The organism is Aeromicrobium sp. Leaf245 (assembly GCF_942548115.1).
In the GTDB taxonomy this organism is placed as follows: Bacteria; Actinomycetota; Actinomycetes; order Propionibacteriales; family Nocardioidaceae; genus Aeromicrobium.
Window position 1 is genome coordinate 3,114,632 of record NZ_OW824151.1, and the last position, 20,454, is coordinate 3,135,085.

The 20,454-nt window shown below is 71.3% G+C and carries 21 protein-coding genes; 4 read left to right on the plus strand and 17 right to left on the minus strand.

All coding sequences use genetic code 11. The features are described from left to right. Nucleotides 1-27: 27 nt before the first annotated feature. From rsmA to rsmI, 5 genes are all read right to left on the minus strand, one after another. Complete coding sequence (gene rsmA, locus NBW76_RS15205) at nt 28-843, minus strand: 16S rRNA (adenine(1518)-N(6)/adenine(1519)-N(6))-dimethyltransferase RsmA (RefSeq protein WP_369797020.1); 816 nt, start codon at nt 841-843, stop codon at nt 28-30. A 59-nt stretch (nt 844-902) separates the two neighbouring features. Continuing rightward, a complete protein-coding gene (locus NBW76_RS15215) occupies nt 903-2,087 on the minus strand; it encodes a resuscitation-promoting factor (RefSeq protein WP_055969010.1) in 1,185 nt (394 codons plus the stop codon). Nucleotides 2,088-2,162: 75 nt separating this feature from the next. Continuing rightward, nucleotides 2,163-3,038: a TatD family hydrolase gene (locus NBW76_RS15220; RefSeq protein ID WP_055969013.1), complete on the minus strand. Its 876-nt coding sequence runs from the start codon at nt 3,036-3,038 to the stop codon at nt 2,163-2,165. Continuing rightward, nucleotides 3,035-4,603 (minus strand): methionine--tRNA ligase, encoded by a 1,569-nt coding sequence (metG, locus tag NBW76_RS15225; RefSeq protein WP_056552461.1) that lies wholly within the window; start codon nt 4,601-4,603, stop codon nt 3,035-3,037. Before metG ends, NBW76_RS15220 begins: the two co-directional genes overlap by 4 nt. Nucleotides 4,604-4,711: 108 nt before the next feature. Beyond that, complete coding sequence (gene rsmI / locus NBW76_RS15230; protein ID WP_200931228.1) at nt 4,712-5,560, minus strand: 16S rRNA (cytidine(1402)-2'-O)-methyltransferase; 849 nt, start codon at nt 5,558-5,560, stop codon at nt 4,712-4,714. Between the two features lie 189 nt (nt 5,561-5,749). Between rsmI and NBW76_RS15235 the strand changes: the two genes are divergently transcribed. Beyond that, nucleotides 5,750-6,754: a hypothetical protein gene (locus tag NBW76_RS15235; RefSeq protein WP_056552464.1), complete on the plus strand. Its 1,005-nt coding sequence runs from the start codon at nt 5,750-5,752 to the stop codon at nt 6,752-6,754. A 73-nt stretch (nt 6,755-6,827) separates the two neighbouring features. After that, nucleotides 6,828-8,357 carry a dolichyl-phosphate-mannose--protein mannosyltransferase gene (locus NBW76_RS15240; protein WP_056552465.1) on the plus strand — a complete coding sequence of 510 codons (1,530 nt, stop codon included), beginning with the start codon at nt 6,828-6,830 and terminating at the stop codon, nt 8,355-8,357. On the opposite strand, the gene NBW76_RS15245 is transcribed toward NBW76_RS15240, so the two are convergent. From NBW76_RS15245 to NBW76_RS15295, 11 genes are all read right to left on the minus strand, one after another. Then, nucleotides 8,354-8,956 carry a TetR/AcrR family transcriptional regulator gene (locus NBW76_RS15245; protein WP_235492887.1) on the minus strand — a complete coding sequence of 201 codons (603 nt, stop codon included), beginning with the start codon at nt 8,954-8,956 and terminating at the stop codon, nt 8,354-8,356. The genes NBW76_RS15240 and NBW76_RS15245 overlap by 4 nt on opposite strands. A gap of 50 nt (nt 8,957-9,006) precedes the next feature. Beyond that, on the minus strand, nt 9,007-10,263 hold the full coding sequence (locus tag NBW76_RS15250) for an NAD(P)/FAD-dependent oxidoreductase (protein WP_056552472.1): 1,257 nt from the start codon (nt 10,261-10,263) through the stop codon (nt 9,007-9,009). A gap of 4 nt (nt 10,264-10,267) precedes the next feature. Then, nucleotides 10,268-10,435 carry a rubredoxin gene (locus NBW76_RS15255; RefSeq protein WP_055969034.1) on the minus strand — a complete coding sequence of 56 codons (168 nt, stop codon included), beginning with the start codon at nt 10,433-10,435 and terminating at the stop codon, nt 10,268-10,270. Continuing rightward, on the minus strand, nt 10,432-10,713 hold the full coding sequence (locus tag NBW76_RS16945) for a rubredoxin (RefSeq protein WP_082480484.1): 282 nt from the start codon (nt 10,711-10,713) through the stop codon (nt 10,432-10,434). Before NBW76_RS16945 ends, NBW76_RS15255 begins: the two co-directional genes overlap by 4 nt. A 1-nt stretch (nt 10,714) precedes the next feature. Then, complete coding sequence (locus NBW76_RS15265; protein WP_055969037.1) at nt 10,715-11,929, minus strand: alkane 1-monooxygenase; 1,215 nt, start codon at nt 11,927-11,929, stop codon at nt 10,715-10,717. Between the two features lie 290 nt (nt 11,930-12,219). Next, nucleotides 12,220-13,098: a type II secretion system F family protein gene (locus tag NBW76_RS15270; protein ID WP_055969040.1), complete on the minus strand. Its 879-nt coding sequence runs from the start codon at nt 13,096-13,098 to the stop codon at nt 12,220-12,222. Nucleotide 13,099: 1 nt separating this feature from the next. After that, complete coding sequence (locus NBW76_RS15275; RefSeq protein WP_055969042.1) at nt 13,100-14,035, minus strand: type II secretion system F family protein; 936 nt, start codon at nt 14,033-14,035, stop codon at nt 13,100-13,102. A gap of 4 nt (nt 14,036-14,039) precedes the next feature. Continuing rightward, the gene (locus NBW76_RS15280; protein ID WP_055970252.1) at nt 14,040-15,425 is read right to left on the minus strand and encodes a CpaF family protein; all 1,386 of its coding nucleotides are present in this window, start codon (nt 15,423-15,425) and stop codon (nt 14,040-14,042) included. 2 nt (nt 15,426-15,427) lie between these two features. Then, on the minus strand, nt 15,428-16,624 hold the full coding sequence (locus tag NBW76_RS15285) for a P-loop NTPase (RefSeq protein WP_055969046.1): 1,197 nt from the start codon (nt 16,622-16,624) through the stop codon (nt 15,428-15,430). Continuing rightward, a complete protein-coding gene (locus tag NBW76_RS15290; protein ID WP_156364662.1) occupies nt 16,621-17,298 on the minus strand; it encodes a Flp pilus assembly protein CpaB in 678 nt (225 codons plus the stop codon). Before NBW76_RS15290 ends, NBW76_RS15285 begins: the two co-directional genes overlap by 4 nt. A gap of 267 nt (nt 17,299-17,565) precedes the next feature. Then, nucleotides 17,566-17,769: a Flp family type IVb pilin gene (locus NBW76_RS15295; protein WP_055969052.1), complete on the minus strand. Its 204-nt coding sequence runs from the start codon at nt 17,767-17,769 to the stop codon at nt 17,566-17,568. A gap of 504 nt (nt 17,770-18,273) precedes the next feature. On the opposite strand from NBW76_RS15295, the gene NBW76_RS15300 reads away from it, so the two are divergent. Continuing rightward, the gene (locus tag NBW76_RS15300) at nt 18,274-18,852 is read left to right on the plus strand and encodes an RNA polymerase sigma factor (RefSeq protein ID WP_056552971.1); all 579 of its coding nucleotides are present in this window, start codon (nt 18,274-18,276) and stop codon (nt 18,850-18,852) included. Then, a complete protein-coding gene (locus NBW76_RS15305; RefSeq protein ID WP_056552474.1) occupies nt 18,849-19,865 on the plus strand; it encodes a DUF4349 domain-containing protein in 1,017 nt (338 codons plus the stop codon). Before NBW76_RS15300 ends, NBW76_RS15305 begins: the two co-directional genes overlap by 4 nt. Before the next feature lie 6 nt (nt 19,866-19,871). Here the strand turns inward: NBW76_RS15305 and NBW76_RS15310 are convergent, their stop codons facing one another. Then, nucleotides 19,872-20,441: a dihydrofolate reductase family protein gene (locus NBW76_RS15310; RefSeq protein WP_056552498.1), complete on the minus strand. Its 570-nt coding sequence runs from the start codon at nt 20,439-20,441 to the stop codon at nt 19,872-19,874. Nucleotides 20,442-20,454 lie beyond the last annotated feature (13 nt).

Consider the following 20,454-nt stretch of genomic DNA (forward strand, 5'->3'; position numbering starts at 1 on the left):
GTGGCAACGGGCCCACCGGTCGAGGGCTCAGCCGAGGACCGTCGCGATGCGGGCGAAGTCGGCGACGTCGAGCTGCTCCCCGCGTGCCTGCGGGTCGACGCCTGCGGCCCGCAGCGCCTCCTCCGCCGCCGCGCCCGAGCCGACCAGTCCCGAGAGGGCCGCGCGGAGCGTCTTGCGGCGCTGGGCGAACGCGGCGTCGACGACCCGGAAGGTCGCGCGGCGGAGGGTCTCGTCGCCCGGCGTGGGCCTGCGACGCAGGGACACGAGGGCCGAGTCGACGTTCGGGACGGGCCAGAACACCTGGCGCCCGATGGTGCCGGCCAGGGCGACGTCGCAGTACCAGGACGCCTTGACGCTCGGCACCCCGTACGTGCGGGACCCGGGGCCGGCGGCGAGTCGGTGCGCCACCTCCGCCTGCACCATCACCAGCACGGACTCGATCGAGTCGAAGCGCTCGAGCAGGTGCAGCAGCACCGGCACCGACACGTTGTACGGCAGGTTGGCCACGAGCGCCGTTGGCGCCGGGCCCGGCAGCTCCTCCACGCGCATGGCGTCGGCCTGCACGAGGTGGAGCCGGTCGGCGTGGTCGGGCGCGTGCTCGGCCACGGTGATCGGCAGTCGTCCTGCGAGGACCGGGTCGATCTCGACGGCCACCACCTGGCTGGCCACGCCCAGCAGCTCGAGCGTCAACGAACCCAGTCCGGGGCCGACCTCGACGACGACGTCGTCGGGACCGACCCCGGAGGTGCGGACGATGCGCCGGACGGTGTTGGCGTCGACCACGAAGTTCTGGCCACGTTGCTTCGTGGGGCGCAGGCCGATCGCGTCAGCGATCCGACGCACCTCGGTCGCGCCCAGCAACGAGGGCGGGCGCGACGACGACGGCGGGAGCGCCGGGCCGCTCAGCCGACACCGACCTTCGCGGCGCAGGACCACTGGCCCCAGCCGGACCGCTGCTGCAGGATCTTGGCGTACTTGATCTGCACCTCGCGGCTGTGCTCGTGCGGCAGGCCGGGCCCGCCGACGCTGCGCCAGGTGGCCGCCGAGAACTGCAGACCGCCGTAGTAGCCGTTGCCGGTGTTGATGCTCCAGTTGCCGCCGGACTCGCACTTCGCGATGCGGTCCCACACGCTGCCGTCCTCGACGGACGGGGCCTCGGCGGTGCCACGCGCCACGACGCGCGGCGCGCCCTTCTCGAGCGTCCTCGAGGTGAGCACCAGGCGGTGGCGGACCTTGCCGTCGGCCTTCGTGAGCAGCACCTGCTGCTGGACCTCGCTGGGGCTCCCCTCCTCCAGGACCTTCTCGGTGCCCTTCTCGAGGGAGTCGTCGTCGCGGTACTCGACCTTCAGGTCGCGCTCGAGCTTCTCGGTGGTGTCGACCATCTCGATGCGCACGACCTCGACGTCGTCGCCCGGCTTCACCAGGGCGGCGCGACCGATCGCGTCGCCGGCCGTGACCTCGTCGTTCTGGTCGAGCCGCACGCCGGCCTCCTCGAGCACGCCCTCGGCCGTCGGGGCTGCGCTGGTGACCGAGCGGTCGTCACCGTCCACGGAGACCGTGAGCTTCTTGGGGTTGGACACGACGACCTGCGAGCCCGTGTCGTCGAGCCGGGTGTCGCGGTCGGCGCTGACGTCGGCTCCCGGGGCGGGGTCCACGTCGAGCTCGTCGAGGACGTCGCCGACGGTGGCGGCGTGCACGGTCTCGCGCTTCACCGTGCCGTCGACGGCCAGCACGACGTCCTTGGCGTAGCGGACCTTGATCGTGTCGCCGTCGGAGACCGAGGCGGTCGGCTCGGCGTTGACCGCGGCGTCGGTGGTCCGGACGTCCTGGCTCTTCAGCAGCGACCCGACGGAGGCGCCGAACGTGCGGACGGTGTCCTTGCGGCCGTCGACGTCGAGCGTGACGGTCTTGCCGAGCGTGCCGTAGGCGGCGACACCGGCGCCGATGACGAGCAGCACGGCCAGGTTGAGCGCGATGACGACACGCTTCTTCGTCTGGCGGTGGCGACTGCGGGAGGGCGTCGCCGCGGGGGTGGCCGAGGAGCCGGTCTGGGGGGTCTGGGGGGACTTCGAGAAGGGGTGACGCACTGCTTTCCTCTGGTCGGGGACAGGGACGGCTGGAGATGGGCAGCCTCACCACCCTGCGACAGGAGGCCCGTGCCGTCAAACAGCGGAGCCGTGCTGCTGCCAGGATCCTCCGAACGCGCGGTCGGTGTTCTCGTCGATGGCCCGGCAGAGGTCGTCGACGGATCGGCCCAGGAACTCAGCCATGAAACGCACCGTCAACGGGACGAGGAACGAGGCGTTCGGGCGCCCGCGGTGCGGCATCGGTGTGAGGAACGGCGCATCGGTCTCGACGAGGATCCGATCCGTCGGCGTGATCGCGAGCGCCTCGCGCAGGGGCTCGGCGTTCTTGAACGTGACCGTGCCGGAGAACGACAGGTACGCGCCACGGTCGAGGCACCGACGGGCGACGTCGGCGTCACCGGAGAAGCAGTGCATGACCGTGCGCTCGGGCACGCCCTCGTCGTCCAGGAGCGCGAGCACGTCGTCGTGGGCGTCGCGGTCGTGGATGACGAGCGTGCGGTCGTGGCGCTTCGCCATGGCCACGTGCGCACGGAACGAGCGGTGCTGCGCGTCGCGACCGTCGGGCCCGGTGCGGAAGTAGTCGAGCCCGGTCTCCCCCACCGCCCGCACCTGCGGGTCCTGCGCGAGCGCGTCGATCTCGGCCAGGGCCGCGTCGAGCGTGCCGTCGGCGTCGAGCAGTGGCGCCTCGTTGGGGTGCAGGGCCACGGCGGCGACGACGGCCGGGTGGGCCCGGGCCGTCTCGACCGCCCACCGGGACCCCTCGAGGTCGCAGCCGACCTGCACGATGCGGTTCACGTTGACCGCGGCAGCACGGTCGAGGGCGTCGTCGACGTCGATGACGAGGCCACCCTTGATCCGGTGGTCGAGGTGGCAGTGGTTGTCGACCACCGGCGACGGCAACGGCTCGGGCGCGTCCGGCCAGGGCCAGCGGGCCGAGCCCGCGTCGGTCACTCGGCGTCCTCGATGCGCGGGAACAGGCTCGGGACCTTCGTGATCACCGAGCCCTCGGGCAGCCGGCCCCAGGCCGCCGCCGCGGAGATGCGCTGGTCGGCCAGCGCGCCCAGCGCCGGCTCGGCACCCAGGGACTCCCACAGCGACGCCGACGCCTTCGGCATGACGGGGTTGAGCAGCACGGCCAGCACGCGCAGGCCCTCGGCCGCGGTGACCAGGATGGTCGCGAGCCGCTCCTTCTGCGACTCGTCCTTGGCCACCTGCCACGGCGCCTGCTCGGTGAGGTAGCCGTTGAGCGCCTCGACGATCCGCCACACCTGGGCGAGCGCGTCCTGCGGGGCGATCCGGTCGATCGCGCGGTCGGCCTCGAGCACGGACTCCTCGACCAGCGCGACGAGGGCGTCCTCGGCCGGGCCGTGCGGGCCGGCGGCGGGCAGCGCGCCGTCGAAGTACTTGCCGATCATGGCGGCCACCCGCGAGGCCAGGTTGCCGAAGCCGTTGGCCAGCTCGGCGTGGTACCGGGCCCGCATGTCCTCCCAGGAGATCGAGCCGTCGGCGCCGAACGTGAGCGCCCGCGCGAAGTAGTAGCGGTAGGCGTCGGACCCGAACACGTCGACCAGCTCGTCGGGACGGATGCCGTTGGCCTTGCTCTTGCTCATCTTCTGCCCGCCGACCAGCAGCCAGCCGTGGGCGAACACGCGGTGCGGCACCGGGCGGCCTGCGGCCATGAGCATGGCCGGCCAGATGACCGCGTGGAACCGGGCGATGTCCTTGCCGACGAGGTGCACGTCGGCCGGCCAGAGCTCGCCGAAGCGCTCGTCGTCGACGCCGTAGCCCGCCGCCGTCACGTAGTTGAGGAGCGCCTCGATCCACACGTACATGACGTGCGAGTGGTCCCACGGGACCTTGATGCCCCAGTCGAACGTGGACCGGCTGATGGAGAGGTCCTTGAGCCCGCGGCGCACGAACGAGACGACCTCGTTGCGCGCCGACTCGGGCTGGATGAAGTCGGGGTTGCTCTCGTAGAGCTCGAGCAGGCGGTCGGCGTACTTGCTGAGCGGGAAGAAGTAGTTCTCCTCGGTCATGTGCTCCACCCGGGAGCCGTCGAGCGCGGAGACCTTGTGGCCCTCGTCGTCGCCCTCGCCGTCGGCGACGTCGTCCTCGGCCACGAACTCCTCCGACCCCACGGAGTACCAGCCGGTGAACTCGCCCTTGTAGACCTCGCCGCGGTCGTAGAGGTCCTGCCAGAACGCCTGCGACCCCGCCTCGTGGCGCGCCTCGCTGGTGCGGATGAAGTCGTCGTTGGCGATGTCGAGCGTCTCGAGCAGCGGCTTCCACTCCGTCTCGACCAGCCGGTCGGTCCACTCCTGCGGCGTGACGCCGTTCTGCTCGGCCTTGCGGAGCACCTTGAGGCCGTGCTCGTCGGTGCCCGTCAGGTACCAGACGTCCTCGCCACGCTGCCGGTGCCAGCGGGTGAGGATGTCGCCGATGACCGTCGTGTAGCCGTGGCCGATGTGCGGCGCGTCGTTGACGTAGTAGATCGGCGTGGTGACGTAGTAGGACACGCCACGATCCTAGTGACCGCGGCCCGGACGTCCGGCGCTGCGTCGAGCAGGCGGGGGTCGTGGGGCGTCGGTCGGGGCGGGGTCGGCAGGGGCGGGGTCGGCCGCTTGTCAGCGTGCGTGGGCGGCGTCGTAGACCACGCGCTTGCGCACGCCGGTGTCGGCGACCACCTGGGCGACGGCGTCCTTGCGGCTGAGCCCGGTGGACTCGGCGGCGGCGACCAGGGACCGGAGGGCGTCGTCGTCGAGGTCGGCGGCGACGGCCACGTGGCCGGCCACCACGAGCGTGACCTCGCCGCGGACGCCGTGCTCCTGCTCGTCGACCCAGGCCACCAGCTCGGCGAGCGTGCCGCGCGCGACCTCCTCGTAGGTCTTGGTCAGCTCGCGGCACACGGCGGCGGGACGGTCGTCGCCGAGGGCCGAGGCCAGGGCGGCGAGCGTGGCACGGGTGCGGTGCGGCGACTCGAAGAACACCATGGTGCGGGGCTCGGTGGAGAGTGCGGCGAAGGCACGGTCGCGCTCGCCGGCCTTGCGCGGTGGGAACCCCTCGAAGCAGAACCGGTCGACCGGCAGCCCGCTGACCGCGAGGGCCGTGAGCACCGCCGAGGGGCCGGGGATGGCGTGCACGTCGACGTCGGCCTCGAGCGCCGCGACCACCAGTCGGTACCCCGGGTCGGACACGCTCGGCATGCCGGCGTCGGTCACGAGCAGCACGTCGAGCCCGTCCTGGAGGTGCTCCACCAGCTCGGGGGTGCGCTCGCGCTCGTTGCCCTCGAAGTAGGAGACGATCCGCCCACCGACCGTCGCACCGAGGTCGGCCGCGAGCCTGCGCAGACGTCGGGTGTCCTCCGCCGCCACGACGTCGGCCGACCCGAGCGCAGCGACGAGCCTCGGCGACGCGTCGTCCGCCCGCCCGATGGGAGTCGCCGCGAGGATCAGCATCCCCCCATCCTCCCCCATCGGTGGATTCTCAACATCAGGCTCCCCATCGGTGGATCCTCAACCTCAGCAGGCGGGCTGCGGTTGAGAATCCACCGATGACTGGGGTGCGTCCACAGGACCGGACCGCGCCACGTCGAAGGAGCGTTGCCATCCACAGCACCGACGGGATCCCTGTCGAGACCGGGCGTCCGGGTCTGGACTGGTCCCATGGGATCTCCACGCCGTGTTCCTGCCGAGCTGCACGGCAGACCGTTCCACCGGGACGAGGCTCTCGCGCTCGGGGTCACGGCGCGCCAGCTGCAGCACTCGCGCTTCGTCGACCTGTTCCCGTCCGTGTACCGGCTCGAGGACACCCTCATGACGCCCCGCGCCTGGGTCGAGGCTGGACGTCTGGCCCTTCCAGGCGACGCGCACGCCAGCCACCAGACCCGGCTGGTCCATCTCGGCGTCGAGCTGGGACCGCTGTTCCCTCTCCACTTCACGGTTCCCCGCGACCTGCATCTCGCCGCCAAGCCCTCGAAGCTCTTCCTGCACCGCACGGTCGCCCTGCCACCGGTCGACGACGGCGGGGTGAGCATCGCGGCTGCCCTCACGGGCGCCGCGAGCATCCTCCGCCTGCTCGACGTGGTGAAGCTCGCCGACTGGGTGCTGCACCGAGGACACGTCCGCGTGCACGACCTCCGCCGGTTCACCGAGACCGACCACTGGCGCCCTGGCGCGGACGAGCTGCGCCGGGCCCTGGAGCTGGTCGACCCGGGGTCCGCGAGCCTGCCCGAGAGCGAGCTGCGGTGCCTGCTCGTGGGCGCTGGACTCCCGCGACCGGAGTCGAACGCCGACGTCCACGACGCGGACGGCCGCTTCCTGGCCCGAGGTGACCTCGTGTACCGCTGGCTCAAGCTGTTGATCGAGTACGAAGGACGGCAGCACGCCTTCAACGTCGCGCAGTTCGAGCGGGACATCCACCGGTACGGCGGACTCCGTGGGGGTGCCTGGGCGTACTTCCAGGCCACCTCGTCGATGCTCGAGACCCCGGCGGCAACCGTGCGGGCCATCCACCAGCTGATGGTGCGGCAGGGATACACCGGTGCTCCCCCGTCGTTCGTCGGGCGCCGGTGGCAGTCCCTCTTCGAGGTGCCGACGCGCTGGCGCCACGATGCGCGACGTCGCGGCCGCGACTCGTCGGTGGCTCAGCAACCGCAGATCCGCCGCTGACGTTGCTGAGGCACCTTCGGTCCGGCTGATGTTGATGATCCACCGATGGTGGGCGGGCTGGCAGGATGGGCGGGTGCGAGGGTGGGAGCGGGAGCGCGTCGTGGGGTGGGTGGGCCCGCTGTCCGTGGCGGTGCTCGCGCTGGTGCTGCGGCTGTGGCACCTCGGACGGCCGAACCTGCTGGTCTTCGACGAGACCTACTACGCCAAGGACGCGTACTCGCTGCTGCAGCACGGCTACGTGCAGGACTTCGTCGAGGACGCCAACGACAAGATCGTGGCGGGCGACCTCGCGGACCTGATGACGGGACAGCCCGCCTACATCGCCCATCCCGACGGCGGGAAGTGGCTCATCGCGCTCGGTGAGCAGCTGTTCGGCATGGACTCCTTCGGGTGGCGCGTCTCTGCCGCCGTCGTCGGTGCCCTCACCGTCCTCGTGCTGGCCCGGCTCGTGCGCCGGCTCACCGGGTCGACGTGGGTGGGCTGCCTGGCCGGGCTGCTCCTGTGCCTCGACGGCATGCACCTCGTGATGTCGCGCACCGCCCTGCTCGACGTGTTCCTCGCCTTCTGGGTGGTCGCCGCCGTGGCCTGCCTCGTCGCAGACCGCGACGCCGTCCGCGCACGGCTCGACCGCCACCGGCCCTGGCGACCCTGGCAGCTCGCCGCCGGACTGTGCTTCGGCATGGCGACGGCCACGAAGTGGAGCGGTCTCTACGCACTCGCCGCGTTCGGCCTCGTCGTCGTGGTGTGGGAGGTGCTGGCCCGACGCAGCCACGCACGTGAGACCGGGTCGTCGGGACCACGCTTCGGCTGGATCCGCACGACCCTGGTCACCGGGCTGCCGGCCTTCGTGACGATCGTCGGCGTGACCCTCGTGGTCTACCTCGTGTCGTGGACCGGGTTCCTGCTGCACCACGAGCTGTACGCCGAGCGCTACGGCCTGGGCGATCCGTCGTGGGGCACCTACGTCGCGTCGCCCACCCCCGGCGCGCTCGGTGCGGTCACCGACGCCTTCCGGTCGCTCTGGCACTTCCACGTGATGCTGTTCGACTTCCACACCGGCGACTACCTCGCGGGCAAGACGCACCCCTACGCCTCGAACCCGCTCGGCTGGCTCGTGCTCGAGCGGCCGGTGGCCTTCGACGCGCAGAACGACCTGCCCGCCGCCACCTGCGGCGCTCCGGCCGACTCGTCGTGCATGCGCGTGGTGACCGCCCTCGGGAACCCCGCCGTGTGGTGGACCGGGTCCCTCGCGGTGATCGCCTCGGTCGTCGCGTGGTTCCGGACCCGCGACGGTCGCTGGGCGGTGCCGGTGGTCGGCGTCGCCGCAGGATGGCTGCCCTGGTTCCTCAGCACCGACCGACCGATCTTCAGCTTCTACGCCGTGGTCGTGCTCCCGTTCATGATCGTCGCCGTCTGCCTGCTGGTCGACGAGGCGCGGCGCGCGGCCACCACGGCGCGTCAGCGCTACGCCGTGGGGCTGGTGGTGGGCCTGCTCGTGGTGGCCACCGTGGTCCTCTTCTGGTTCTTCCAGCCGATCTGGACCGACGCGCTGATCTCCTACGACGCCTGGTACCGCCGGATGTGGTTCAGCCGCTGGATCTAGGTCCCGGAGCCAGGAGCAGCCACCGCCGAGCCCGACGCCTCGCGCCCGGCGATGGCCAGACCCAGCATCCAGGCCACCTCGTCGGCCGCCTCGCGGGCCGGCTTCGACGGTCGCGTGATCGACGAGAGCACGAGCCGCACCACCACCTCGACGGCCACGTCGAGCTCGGCGTCGGCGAACGGCAGCGGCGAGAACTGGTCGACCAGCTCGGCCTTGACCACGGCCGACGCCGCCTCCACGATCTCGCCGGACTCGGTGGTGAGGATCGCCAGCAGGTCGCCGTCCTGCTCCGAGGGGACCGACGTGACGATCGTGCGGACGAGGACGCTGCGCTCCCCCAGCTCGAGGGCGCCACGGCAGGCCGCCCGGACGCCGGACACGATGTCGTCGGCCTCCCGCAGGCGGTCGCGCACGACGGCGAGGAAGCGGTCCAGCTCGCGCAGCGCCAGCGCCTGCGCCAGGGCGTGCTTGGTGCCGAGCTCGTTGTGCACGGTCTGACGACTCACCCCGGCCAGCCGGGCGATCCGCGACATCGTGATCGCGCTCCACCCCTCGGACTCGACGACCTGCTGGGCCGCGTCGAGGAGGCGTTCGCGCATGGAGGGCACGACGGCACCGTACGTCGCTGCGCCAAGGTCGGCGGCGACGGTCACGCCGGTACCTCGGTGAGTGCCTCCGCGAGATCGTCGGACTCGACGAGCAGCCCGGGCTCGGGCCGCGCGCCCTCGGCGATCCACCGGCGCGCGAGCCGCACGTCGGCCGGGCGGCCGAGCGCCACGGCACCGCGCAGCACGCCGCCGTCGAGGTAGAACGCGGTGAAGTCGCGGGCCTCGAGCGAGCCGCGCAGGGCGACGTCGTGGCCAGCAGCCGGCCAGCCCGTCACCTGCAGCGTGTGCCCGTACTGGTCGGACCAGCACCACGGGACCTCGTCGAAGGCCAGGTCCTGGCCGGCCACGACCTTGCCGACCGCAGCGCCGTGGTTCTGCGCTCCCTGCCAGTGCTCCACGCGGTGCATCCCGCCGAGCACCCCGCTCGGGAGCAGGGCGACGTCGCCGGCGGCGTACACGTCGGGGGCGTTCGTGCGGCCGTGGTCGTCGACGACGATCGCACCGCCCTCGACCTCGATGCCGGCCTCGACGGCGAGCCGGCTGTTCGGCGCCATGCCGACGGCGACCACCACGACGGGCGCGGACCACGCACGACCGTCGGCGGCGGTCACGACGGTGTGCCCGGCGGCGTCCCCGGTGCCGGCGTCGATGGAGGTGATCTCCACCCCGCAGTGCAGGTGGGTCCCCTGCTCGGCGTGGAGCGCGGCGTAGAAGTCGCCGAGCGCCGGCGGCAGCAGGTGCGGCAGCGGCGACGCAGCGGCCTCGAGAAGGGTCACCTCCGCACCTCGCTCCCGTGCGCTGGCGGCGATCTCGGACCCGATCAGCCCGGCACCGACGACCACGACGGGCCGGCAGGGCCCGAGGGCGGAGACGATGCCGTCGACGTCGGCGAGGGACCGCAGCGTCCGCACGCCGGCGGCGCCCGCCTCGGTGGTGACGGCGTCGAGCGTGCGCGCCGAGCCGCCGGTGGCGAGCAGGAGGCTCCCGTAGCCGATCACCTCGCCCGAGGCCAGCGTGACCTCGTGGTCCTCCACGGAGACGGACGCGACCGCCTGGTCCGTGCGGAGGTCGATGCGCTGCTGCTCGTACCACTCCGCCTTGCGGATGCGGATGTCGTCAGCACCCTTCTCGCCCCGCACGACCTCCTTCGAGACCGGGGGCCGACGGTAGGGCAGCTCCGGCTCGTCGCCGATCAGGACGATCTCGCCCTCGAAACCGGCCAGGCGCGCTGCGCCGGCCGCGCTGACGCCCGCGATGCCGGCGCCGACGATCACGAAGCGGTCCGTGGTCACGGTCATCGACTCAGCCGACCTGCGTCATCGTGAAGTCGGCCTTGGCCGCGCCGCAGTCCGGGCAGGTCCAGTCGTCGGGGATGTCCTCCCACTTCGTGCCCGGCGGGAAGCCCTCCTCCTCCCAGCCCTGGGCCTCGTCGTAGATGAATCCGCACTGCTGGCACTCCCACACCTTCACTGCTGCGCTCCTCGCTGTGCTTGTCCCATCCGGTCTTGCTCCGCCTGCTCGCGGGCCCGTGCGGCCCGCGTCTCGGCACTGATGATGTCGCCGTCCTGGTCGTTGCCGGTGAACTCGGCCTCGGGCACGAAGTCGACCTGCTCGCGCACGCCGCAGTCGGGGCACGTCCAGTCGGCGTCGACGTCGTCGAACGCCGTGCCGGGCGGCCACCCCTCACGGGGGTCGCCGACGGTCTCGTCGTACACGTACTCGCAGTTCGGGCAGATGAAGCGGGCCATGTCAGGCGGCTCCCTCGAGATCGGTGGCGGTCGCGGAACCGTAGCGCGCCCGGTACCGGTCCGCCATGCGCGGATGCAGGTTCGCCTGGTTCACGTCGCCGTCGTAGTGCGACAGCACGCGCTCGTCCATGACCCGGCGCCACACGGCCGGGATCCACGTCGCGACGATCATGCCGGCGTACCCGGTGGGCAGCACGGGAGCCTGCTTGAAGTCGCGCAGGGCCTGGTAGCGACGCGTCGGGTTGGCGTGGTGGTCGCTGTGCCGCTGCAGGTGGTAGAGCAGCACGTTGGTGCCGATGTTGTTGCTGTTCCAGCTGTGCGACGGGTTGACCCGCTCGTAGCGGCCGGACTCCAGCTTCCGACGCTTCATGCCGTAGTGCTCGAGGAAGTTGACCGACTCGAGCAGCCAGATGCCCAGGATGGCCTGGAGCACGAGGTAGGGCAGGATCTCGGGGCCGAAGGCGACGGTCAGCGCGCCCCACAGCACCACGCTGAACGCCCAGGCGTTGATGACGTCGTTCCTCAGGCTGAACGGGCTCTTGCCGAGCCGGGCGAAGCGCTTCTTCTCCAGCGACCAGGCGCTCTTCAGGCTGCCCAGGACGGTGCGCGGCATGAACTCCCAGACCGTCTCGCCCAGCCGGCTGCTGGCGGGGTCCTCGGGGGTGGCGACCCGCACGTGGTGGCCCCGGTTGTGCTCGATGTAGAAGTGGCCGTAGAAGGTCTGCGCGAGGGCGATGCGGGCGAACCAGCGCTCGTGCTCCTCCTTCTTGTGGCCCAGCTCGTGGGCGGTGTTGATCCCGATGCCGGCGACCATGCCGAGGCCCGTGGCCAGCCCGATCCTCTCGAGGACGCTCAGCGGGTCGGGGATGCCGGGCAGCGTGCCGCCGCCGAGCAGGTAGGCGCCCCAGATGAAGCCGACGAGCTGGAGCGGGATGAACGCGTAGGTGACCCAGCGGTAGTAGCGGTCCTCCTCCAGCGCCTCGATGAGCTCGTCCGGCGGGTTGTTCGGGTCGAGCCCGGCCATCAGGTCGAAGAGCGGGATGAGGACGAACACGAAGAACGGTCCGAAGAACCACACGCCGCTCCACCCGGTGGCGGCGTACATGCCCCACATGGTGAGCGGGATGAGCGGGATGATCGCGCCCATGATCCACAGATGGCGCTTCCTGTCGTTCCACTCGACGGTGCGGCCGTCGACGGTGGCCGAGATCGTCATGATGTACCTCCTGCTGCCGGTCGCGACGCTGCGGGGTGCGGCGCGGATCACTTGACAGAAAGGTACTAACTGTCAAGCCGCTTGACAACCCCTTAGCTCCTGTCAAGTGGTGGGCGTCACATCTCGCCGGTGGACGCGCCCCGACGACAAGCGGGGAGATCAGAGCGAGCCGCCCCCGACGGGAGTCGGGGACGGCCCGCTGAGGCCCCGGACCGGGGCAACAGGGAAACCGCGGTCCGGGGAGCTTGTGGGCCGGCGGGAGCCGGCGTGTTCAGTTGTGGTCCGAGTGGTCAGTTGACGGCGTAGGCGTAGACGATGGCCGGGCCCAGCACGATCGCGAACAGCACCGGCAGGATGCAGGTCATGAGCGGGATCAGGATCTTGACCGGGACCTGCTGCGCCTTGGCCTCCGCCCGACGGCGCCTGCTCAGCCGCATCTCCTTGGCCTGGCTGCGCACGACGCTCGCGATCGAGACGCCGAACTCCTCGGCCTGCACCACGGCCTTGCAGAAGGCGCGCAGCTCGTCGACCGACGTCCGGTCGGCGAGCGACAGGTAGGCCTCCTTGCGCGACATGCCCAGGCTCATGTCCTGCATCAGCCGCACGAGCTCGTCGTTGAGCGGACCACTGCCGCGCTCGCCGGCCTTGGCCAGCGCCGCCTCGAAGCCGACGCCGGCCTCGAGCGAGATGACGATCTGGTCGAGCAGGTCGGGCAGGGCCTTCTGGATGTCCTCCTGGCGCTTGACCGCGTAGTTGTACACGAGCAGGTCCGGGACGAAGTAGCACAGGACCACGGACCCGGCCGCCGCCAGCGGCATCAGCGGGTGGTCGAACCGGCTCAGGAGCATCGACCCGAAGAGCAGCCCGAAGAGCGCGCCGGCGGGCTTCATGAGCACCACCCGCTCACGCGTCCACCCCTCGGGGTGGCCGGCCAGCACCATGTTGCGCTCGAGCCGCTTGAGCAGGGTGCTCGGCGTGAAGCGCTCCCACAGGTCGGCGCGCGTCTCGTCGACCTTCTGCACGCCGCTGTCGGCCACGCTGTCGGGGACGCGGGTCATGGTCTTGACCCGCTTGCGGACGGCTCCGCCTCCGGGCGCGGCCACCACGCCGGCGCCGACGAGGGCCAGCCCGAGGGCCATGAGCAGGAGCAGTGCTGCGAGCAGGACCATGTCAGAACTCGATCCGCACGATGGACCGCATCCAGAAGCCACCCAGCACGTACATGACGCCGCAGCCGAGCATGATGAGCTTGCCGATGCCCGAGTCGATGAAGACCCCCATGCGGTCGGCCGCGACCATCGAGTAGTAGATCCCGATGCCGATGGGCAGGGCCATCAGCACGTAGGCCGAGATCCGGCCCTCGGCCGACAGCGCCATCACCTGCTCGCGGATGTGGTGCCGCTCGCGGATGGTCTCGGCCACCTGGTCGAGGATCTCGTTCAGGTTGCCGCCGGTCTCGCGCTGGGCCTCGATGGCCTGGGCGATCCAGCGGAAGTCGTCGGACTCCATCCGGTCGGCGACCTGCTCCATCGCGTCCACCAGGTCACGGCCGATGCGGTACTCGTTGACGACCCGCGTCAGCTCCTCGGCCATCGGCGAGTCCGCGTCGCGCGACGCCGCGTCCATGGCCGTGGGCAGGCTCTGGCCGGCCCGCAGCGAGGACGCCATCATCTGCAGCAGCGAGCCGAGCTGTCCGGCGAACCGCTTGCGTCGCCGACCCACCTTGGCGCGCACCACCACCTTGGCCACGACGGGCACCAGCAGCGAGGCCACGAAGGAGAGCAGCACCGGCTGCTGCAGGGCCACCAGCCCGAAGAAGGTCCCTCCACCGAGGGCGAGGACGAGCACGACGAGCGCGGCGACCGACGACCTCATGCCGGCCAGCTCGAGCTCGTCGGAGGTGAACGGCCGCCAGCCTCGACGGCTCAGCACCCCTTCCACCGTCGAGACGGCACCGTCGTTCATCCGCCTGAGCAGCGGCTTGCGCTCGAGCACGGCGTACTGGGCCACCCGGCCACGCGTGCCTCGCGTCTCCGGCATCCCGACCACGGCCAGGTAGCCGCAGAAGACCGCGGCGAGCACGAGGACCGCTCCGATGATCAGCATCGGGTCACCCCACCCTCGCCTGACGCACCAGGTTCTCCAGGTCGAACGCGATGCCGTGGTCCTCGAAGCGCTCGCTGAACCGTGGCCGGATCCCGGTCGGGATGGCGTGGCCTCGGAACTTCCCGTGCTCGTCGACCCCGGCGGCGAAGTCGAACGTGAACACGTCCTGCAGCACGACGGTGTCACCCTCCATGCCGAGCACCTCGGTCACGTTCACGACGCGGCGCGTCCCGTCGCGCAGTCGTTGGATCTGCACGATGAGGTCGACCGCGCTGGCGGCCTGCTCGCGGATCGCCCGCAGGGGCAGGTCCATGCCCGCCATGAGCACCAGCGTCTCGAGCCGCGACATGGCGTCGCGGGGCGAGTTGGCGTGCAGCGTGGAGAGGGAGCCGTCGTGGCCCGTGTTCATGGCCTGGAGCATGTCGAGCGCCTCGCCGCCACGACACTCGCCGACGACGATGCGGTCCGGACGCATGCGCAGCGAGTTGCGCACCAGGTCACGGATCGTCACCTCGCCGCTGCCCTCGATGTTGGCCGGCCGCGCCTCCATGCGCACCACGTGCGGCTGCTGGAGGTTGAGCTCGACGGCGTCCTCGATCGTGACGATCCGCTCCCCCGCCGGGATGAACCGGCTGAGGACGTTCAGCAGCGTCGTCTTGCCGGTGCCGGTGCCGCCGCTGACCAGGATGTTGAGCTTGGCCTGCACGCAGGCGTGCAGGAGCTGGGCCATCTGCTCGGTCATGCTGCCGAAGCCGATGAGGTCGCTGACCGTGAACGGGTCCTTGCTGAACTTGCGGATCGTCAGCGACGAGCCGTCGACGGCCAGCGGCGGGATGACGGCGTTCACGCGGGACCCGTCCGAGAGCCGCGCGTCCACGAGCGGCGACGACTCGTCGATGCGCCGACCGACCTTGCTGACGATGCGCTCGATCACGCGACGCAGGTGCTCCTCGGAGGCGAAGCGGGTGGCGACCTGGGTCAGCCGGCCGCGACGCTCCACGTACACCTGGTCGAAGCGGTTGACCATGATCTCGGTGATGGACTCGTCCTCGAGCATCCGCTCCAGCGGTCCGAGCCCGATCGCGTCGTCCTCGACGTCGCGGACCAGCCGACGTCGCTCGTCGGAGCTCAGCAGCAGCTGCTGGTCGCCCTCGATGACGGCGGTGAGCTCCTCGCGCACGAAGGTGTGCAGCTGCTCCTCGGTCAGGCTCGGGTCGTTGATGCGCGCCCCGATCCGGTCGAGCAGCGCCTCGGACGCGCGGGCCTTCATGGTCGCGTAGGCGTCACCGAGAGCACCGGTGGCCTCGACCTCCTCCAGCTCCTCCTCGACCACGGACGAGGAGAAGGTGCTGGTCTCGCGCGCACTCGCGAGGCGGTCGCTCAGCCGCATGGTCACGCCACCTCCAGCCGCTTGTGGCCCTGCTTGCCCTCGGTGGCGCGCGCACGGTCGTAGATCTTCTTCGACAGCGACTTGACCGCCTTGGCGAACGGGTTCGACTTGCTGGTGACGACGAGCGGCACGCCCTTGTTCGACGCGACCGGCACCTCCTTGGCGCGCGGCAGCACCAGGTCGACCGGCACACCGAGCAGCGCCTCCACGTCCTTGACCTTCAGACCCGACTGCTTGTCGGCGAAGTTGAGCACGACGTGGCGCGACGGCGGCATCAGCGACAGCTCGCCCAGCAGCTCGATCTCCTTGCGGACGCTGCGCAGACAGGCGATGTCCATCGTCGAGACGAGGATCGCGTCGTCGCTCGCCTCGAGGGCTCCGAGGGTCGCCTCCTCGAGCCCGGCGGCCGTGTCCAGGACCACGTAGCGGAACTGCTCCTGCAGCTGTCGCACGAGCGCGCTCACCTGCTCCGCCGTGACGTGGTCGTTCGCGGCCGGGCTCTCGGCGCCGCAGAGGACGAAGAAGCCGGCGTCGTGCACCGTCAGGTACGTCTTGAGCAGCAGGCTGTCGTGCGCTCCGGGACCGAAGGCGTCCTCGAGCGTGTGCGACGGGCGAAGGTCCAGCACCGTCGAGACGTCGCCGAACTGCAGGTCCAGGTCGACCAGCACGACCTCCATCGGCGACTGCTGCGCGAGCGACACCGCGAGGTTCGTCGAGATGCTGGTCTTGCCCACCCCGCCCTTCGGCGACAGCACCGTCATGGTGCGGGACCGGAAGTCGACGGGCATGGTCTTGGGGGCCAGCTTGAGCGGGTCTCCCGACGACGTCGGCGCGCGCGCGTCGAGCCGCGCCCGCAGTCCGGCCAGCAGGCTCGGGTCGTCGATGCTCGGAGCCACGTCGCGGATGCCCGACCGCATCGCCTCGAGCATGATCTCCTTCTCGGTCGCCGCGACCAGCACCAGGTCGACGTCGGGCCGGACGGCCGCGACCTCGCGCGCCAGGGCCATCGACGCAGCGAGCGGCACCGCGGACGTGAGGACCATGGCGTCGGGGATGACGGTGGGGTCGAGGCCGCGCAGGAAGCTCGTGGAGTCCCCCTGCAACGCGTCGGCACCGAGCGTCACGCACTGGTGGCCGATGGTGGCCTCCACCCGGGCGGCGAGCTCGTCGTCGCCGCCGACGATCAGGACGAGGCTCATCGGTCCAGCACCTCGTCGGACGTGACGACGCCACCGCCACCGGTGTCGGTGTCCTCGTTCTGCTTGGTGATCCAGACCTTGCCGAACTCCATGGCGTTGACGATCTTCGTGACGTCGGCGGTCTTGACCGCGACCGTCACGGTGGCGCCGGCCGTGCTCTGGCCGTCGCCTACCCCGGCGTCGACCTTGAGCACCGGCACGCCGTCGACCGCCATGGCGCTGCTCCCGCTGTAGCTGGCGACCACGCCGACCGTGTCGCCGGCCGCCAGGGCCCCACCGACGATCCGCTGGCCCTCGAGCAGGATCGACAGCTCCTGCATGCCCTTGGGCACGGCGGCGTCACCCTTGACGTCGCCGGCCTCGGCGAACTTGGCGGGGGTCAGCTGGTCCCCGGGCACGAGCACGCCACGCGTGACCAGACCCTCGAGCTCGGACAGGTCGGTGACGGCACCGGGCACGACGGCTGCCTTGGGAAGCTCGACGGCCTCGACGCTCGCACTCAGCTCGGAGGACGGCGTCTTGGTCGCCACCTCCTGGGTGACCCGCAGCACCGTGGTGCGCTCGGTCCCCTCGAAGGCCCGGTCGTCGGCACCCTTCGCGTAGGCGAAGAGGGCAGCGAACCCGAGCACGGCCAGCAGCACGGCTGCACCGATGGCCAGAAGTTGCTTGTTCACGAAGATCTCCCTGTTCTCGTGAAGCGCACGGTCCATGACCCCGGACCGCGAGGGGTGGTGGGGACGCCAGACAGGACGCCCCGAGATGCCTGTGCACCCCGTCGCGGGACCGTCCCTCACCCTGTTGCTTGCTGTGCCGCCCTCCGGGCTCCCTCTCCGGTGGGTGGCGAGAGTCGACGCTGAGGCCTCAGTTCCTCAGGGCCGCTCGTGACGATCGAGCAGACGGTGCCGCGAGCCCGAGCTCGCGGCACCGTCCCAGGTTCTCGATCAGCCGCCGGCCTGGCCGTCGATGGCCGTCTCGACACCGGTGAAGGCGTCACGGACGTCGCCGCCCAGGAACCCGATCACGACGATCAGGACGGCGGCGATGAGTGCCACGAGCAGGCCGTACTCGACGGCGGTGGCGCCCTTCTCGTCGCGGCGGTCCTTGAGGCCGGCGACGAAGGCGAGGACGGTGCTGAATGCGTGCATGGTGTTCTCCCTCAGAATGGTGAGCCGCCGGTGACCGGCTGCTCCGCCACCCCTGTTGGTGGCGCTCCCTGAGAAGAAGGTAAGGCCTAAAGTCCCGGGCCGTCCTGGAAGTTACGGGCCATCTTTTCCTGGTCACAACGAACTATGGACGAAACCGTGTGAAGCACTCCGGTTCGGTGGAGCACCATCGCACCACACACACGACATGGTGTGGTCCGAGCCGGTGAGGTTCCCGATTTTCCAGTGTTTTTCGACGGCGCGCCGGACCCCTCGCCGAACGACGGCGGCGCGACACCTCCTGCGCCCGCCCGCCATCACCCACGGCCGGTCGACCCTCGGCGACTCGAAGGACTAGTCCGGTCGGTCCGCCGATCCGACCCTGTCGGGACCGCGGAAGGGTCCGCCAGGGACCTTCGCCATGTCCGCACCCCCCCGATCTCGACGGTGAGACGATGTGGCGTCCACCGACACGTACCGGTTGTGACCACCCGCCAGGAGGCCCCCGTGAGCAGGCCCCGCACGTCCGAGACCGGCGACGACGCCGACACGGACGGCGGCCTGCTCCAGCGGGCGAGCACCGGTGACCGCGACGCGTTCGGCGAGCTCTACGACCGGCATGTCCGGGCCGTCTACTGGCAGGCCTTCCGCGTCCTGCGCGACGCCGACGCGGCCGAGGACGCCACCCAGGAGACCTTCGTGGTCGCGTGGCGTCGCTCGCGCACCATCCGGCTGGTGGACGGGTCCGTGCTGCCGTGGCTGCTCGTGACCGCCCGGCAGGTGGCCCTGAACGCGGCCCGCAAGGCGGCGCGACGCCGCACTGCGGAGCTCGACGAGGACCTTCCCGCCCGGGACGACGTCGAGTCGACGGTGGAGGCCGAGCTGGCTCGGGTCGAGATCGACGCCGCGGTCGCGGCCCTCGGCGAGCTGGACCAGCGGCTGTACGCCCTGTGCATCGACGGGGACCACAGCTACGAGCAGGCGGCGCGTGAGCTCGGCGTGACCCACGCCGTGGTCCGCAACCGTCTGCACCGACTGCGCGGCCGGCTCCGCGCCGACCTGCGCGCGATGAGGGAGACGTCATGACCGGACGTGGGAACGAGGAGCTGGACGGCCTCGGCGACGAGCGGATCAGCCGGATGCGCCAGGGCGTGATGCACCAGGTGGACGCCGACGTGACGCGTCGCGGCCGTCGCGCCCGGCGCGTGGTGGGGGGCGCGGCCGCTGCGTGCGTGGTCGTCGTCATCGGCGGCCTCGGGACCAGCCTCCTCGTCGCACCCGACGACGGGGGTGACGCGGCCGGCGCCGACAGCAGCGCCGACGTCGCCGCTGCACCCCAGCAGCCCGAGGACGCCGCGGGAGGCCTCCGCACCGAGGTGGACACCGACGAAGCCACGGCACAGGAGCTGCCCGACGTCGAGCAGTCCGAGCGCCAGGTCGTCACGACCGGCAGCGCCACCGTGCGTGTCTCGGCGCCGGCGGAGGTGGCGGACGCCCTGGCTGCCTGGGTCGATCGAGCCGGAGGACGCATCGACCAGCGGGCCGAGTACACGAGCGACGAGTCCGGCACGCGCGGGCGGGTGACGTCGGCGTCCCTCGTGGTGCGGGTCCCGGCCGACGCCGTCGACCGCACGGTGGCACGGCTGCGCACCTACGGCACCGTCACCGGGCTCGACGTCGCGCGCGAGGACGTGACCGACCGCGTGGCCGATCTCGACGCCCGCATCCGCAGCCTCACCACGTCGGTCGATCGTCTGCTCGAGATCCTCACCGACGCGGACGACGCAGAGGCGCTGCTGGCCGTCGAACGGGCGCTGTCGGAGCGCCAGGCGGACCTGGAGTCGCTCCAGGCCCAGCGGCGCGCGGTGCGCGACCAGGTCGACCTCTCGACCCTGTCGGTCGAGCTCGTCACCCGCGACGGCGCCGAGTCGGTCGACCCCGGCGGCTTCGTCGGCGGCCTGCAGTCGGGCTGGAACGCGTTGGTCGCCGTCGTCAACGCCGGCGTCGAGGCGCTCGGGGCCGTGCTCCCCTGGCTCGGCGTCGCGCTGCTGGGGTGGCTGCTCTGGCGCCTGGCCGGCTGGCTGCGCCGCAGGCGTTGACCGCTGTCAGGCCCGTTCGAACCAGGTGACCAGAGCCCCGTCGTCGAACGCGACCGAGTCCGTGGGGCGGAACGCCGCCGGCCGGAAGGGGCCGTCGACCACGGGCCGCCCGGACCCGGCCACGACCGGGTACCGCTTGAGGACGATCTCGTCGATCTCCGGCAGCAGGCTCCCGGCGAGCCGCCCGCCCCCGCACAGCCAGATGTCCTGCCCGTCCTGCGACTTCAGCTCCCGGACCCGCTCGACGACGTCGCCGCGGACGACCTCGAGGGCGGGATCGGGCGCCTCGAGCGTCGAGGAGACCACGACCTCGCGCAGGTGCGGGTAGGGCCGGGTGATGCCCACGTCCGTGGCCGGCCGATAGGTCCCGAGTCCCATCAGCAGCGTGTCGAAGTGCTGGTTCGGCGCGTCGGCGAGCCCCAGCGACTCGCGGAACGCGTGCGGCAGGGTCTCGGGGTACTGCTCGCAGATCCAGGTGAGCATCTTCTCCGAGAGGGCGAAGAAGTCGACCTCGTGCTCCGGTCCGGCGATGTAGCCGTCGAGCGACGTGCCGACGTAGTAGACGAGCTTCCGCATGGGGTCCCCCTGA

What these genes read in the sequence shown, in the direction of transcription:
- rsmI (WP_200931228.1), bottom strand. Translation starts at nt 5,560, where the DNA reads ATGGGGGAGGATGGGGGGATGCTGATCCTCGCGGCGACTCCCATCGGG.
- NBW76_RS15235 (WP_056552464.1), top strand. Translation starts at nt 5,750, where the DNA reads ATGGGATCTCCACGCCGTGTTCCTGCCGAGCTGCACGGCAGACCGTTC.
- NBW76_RS15245 (WP_235492887.1), bottom strand. Translation starts at nt 8,956, where the DNA reads ATGCGCGAACGCCTCCTCGACGCGGCCCAGCAGGTCGTCGAGTCCGAG.
- NBW76_RS15250 (WP_056552472.1), bottom strand. Translation starts at nt 10,263, where the DNA reads ATGACCGTGACCACGGACCGCTTCGTGATCGTCGGCGCCGGCATCGCG.
- NBW76_RS16945 (WP_082480484.1), bottom strand. Translation starts at nt 10,713, where the DNA reads ATGGCCCGCTTCATCTGCCCGAACTGCGAGTACGTGTACGACGAGACC.
- NBW76_RS15265 (WP_055969037.1), bottom strand. Translation starts at nt 11,929, where the DNA reads ATGACGATCTCGGCCACCGTCGACGGCCGCACCGTCGAGTGGAACGAC.
- NBW76_RS15270 (WP_055969040.1), bottom strand. Translation starts at nt 13,098, where the DNA reads ATGGTCCTGCTCGCAGCACTGCTCCTGCTCATGGCCCTCGGGCTGGCC.
- NBW76_RS15275 (WP_055969042.1), bottom strand. Translation starts at nt 14,035, where the DNA reads ATGCTGATCATCGGAGCGGTCCTCGTGCTCGCCGCGGTCTTCTGCGGC.
- NBW76_RS15280 (WP_055970252.1), bottom strand. Translation starts at nt 15,425, where the DNA reads ATGCGGCTGAGCGACCGCCTCGCGAGTGCGCGCGAGACCAGCACCTTC.
- NBW76_RS15285 (WP_055969046.1), bottom strand. Translation starts at nt 16,624, where the DNA reads ATGAGCCTCGTCCTGATCGTCGGCGGCGACGACGAGCTCGCCGCCCGG.
- NBW76_RS15295 (WP_055969052.1), bottom strand. Translation starts at nt 17,769, where the DNA reads ATGCACGCATTCAGCACCGTCCTCGCCTTCGTCGCCGGCCTCAAGGAC.
- NBW76_RS15305 (WP_056552474.1), top strand. Translation starts at nt 18,849, where the DNA reads ATGACCGGACGTGGGAACGAGGAGCTGGACGGCCTCGGCGACGAGCGG.
- NBW76_RS15310 (WP_056552498.1), bottom strand. Translation starts at nt 20,441, where the DNA reads ATGCGGAAGCTCGTCTACTACGTCGGCACGTCGCTCGACGGCTACATC.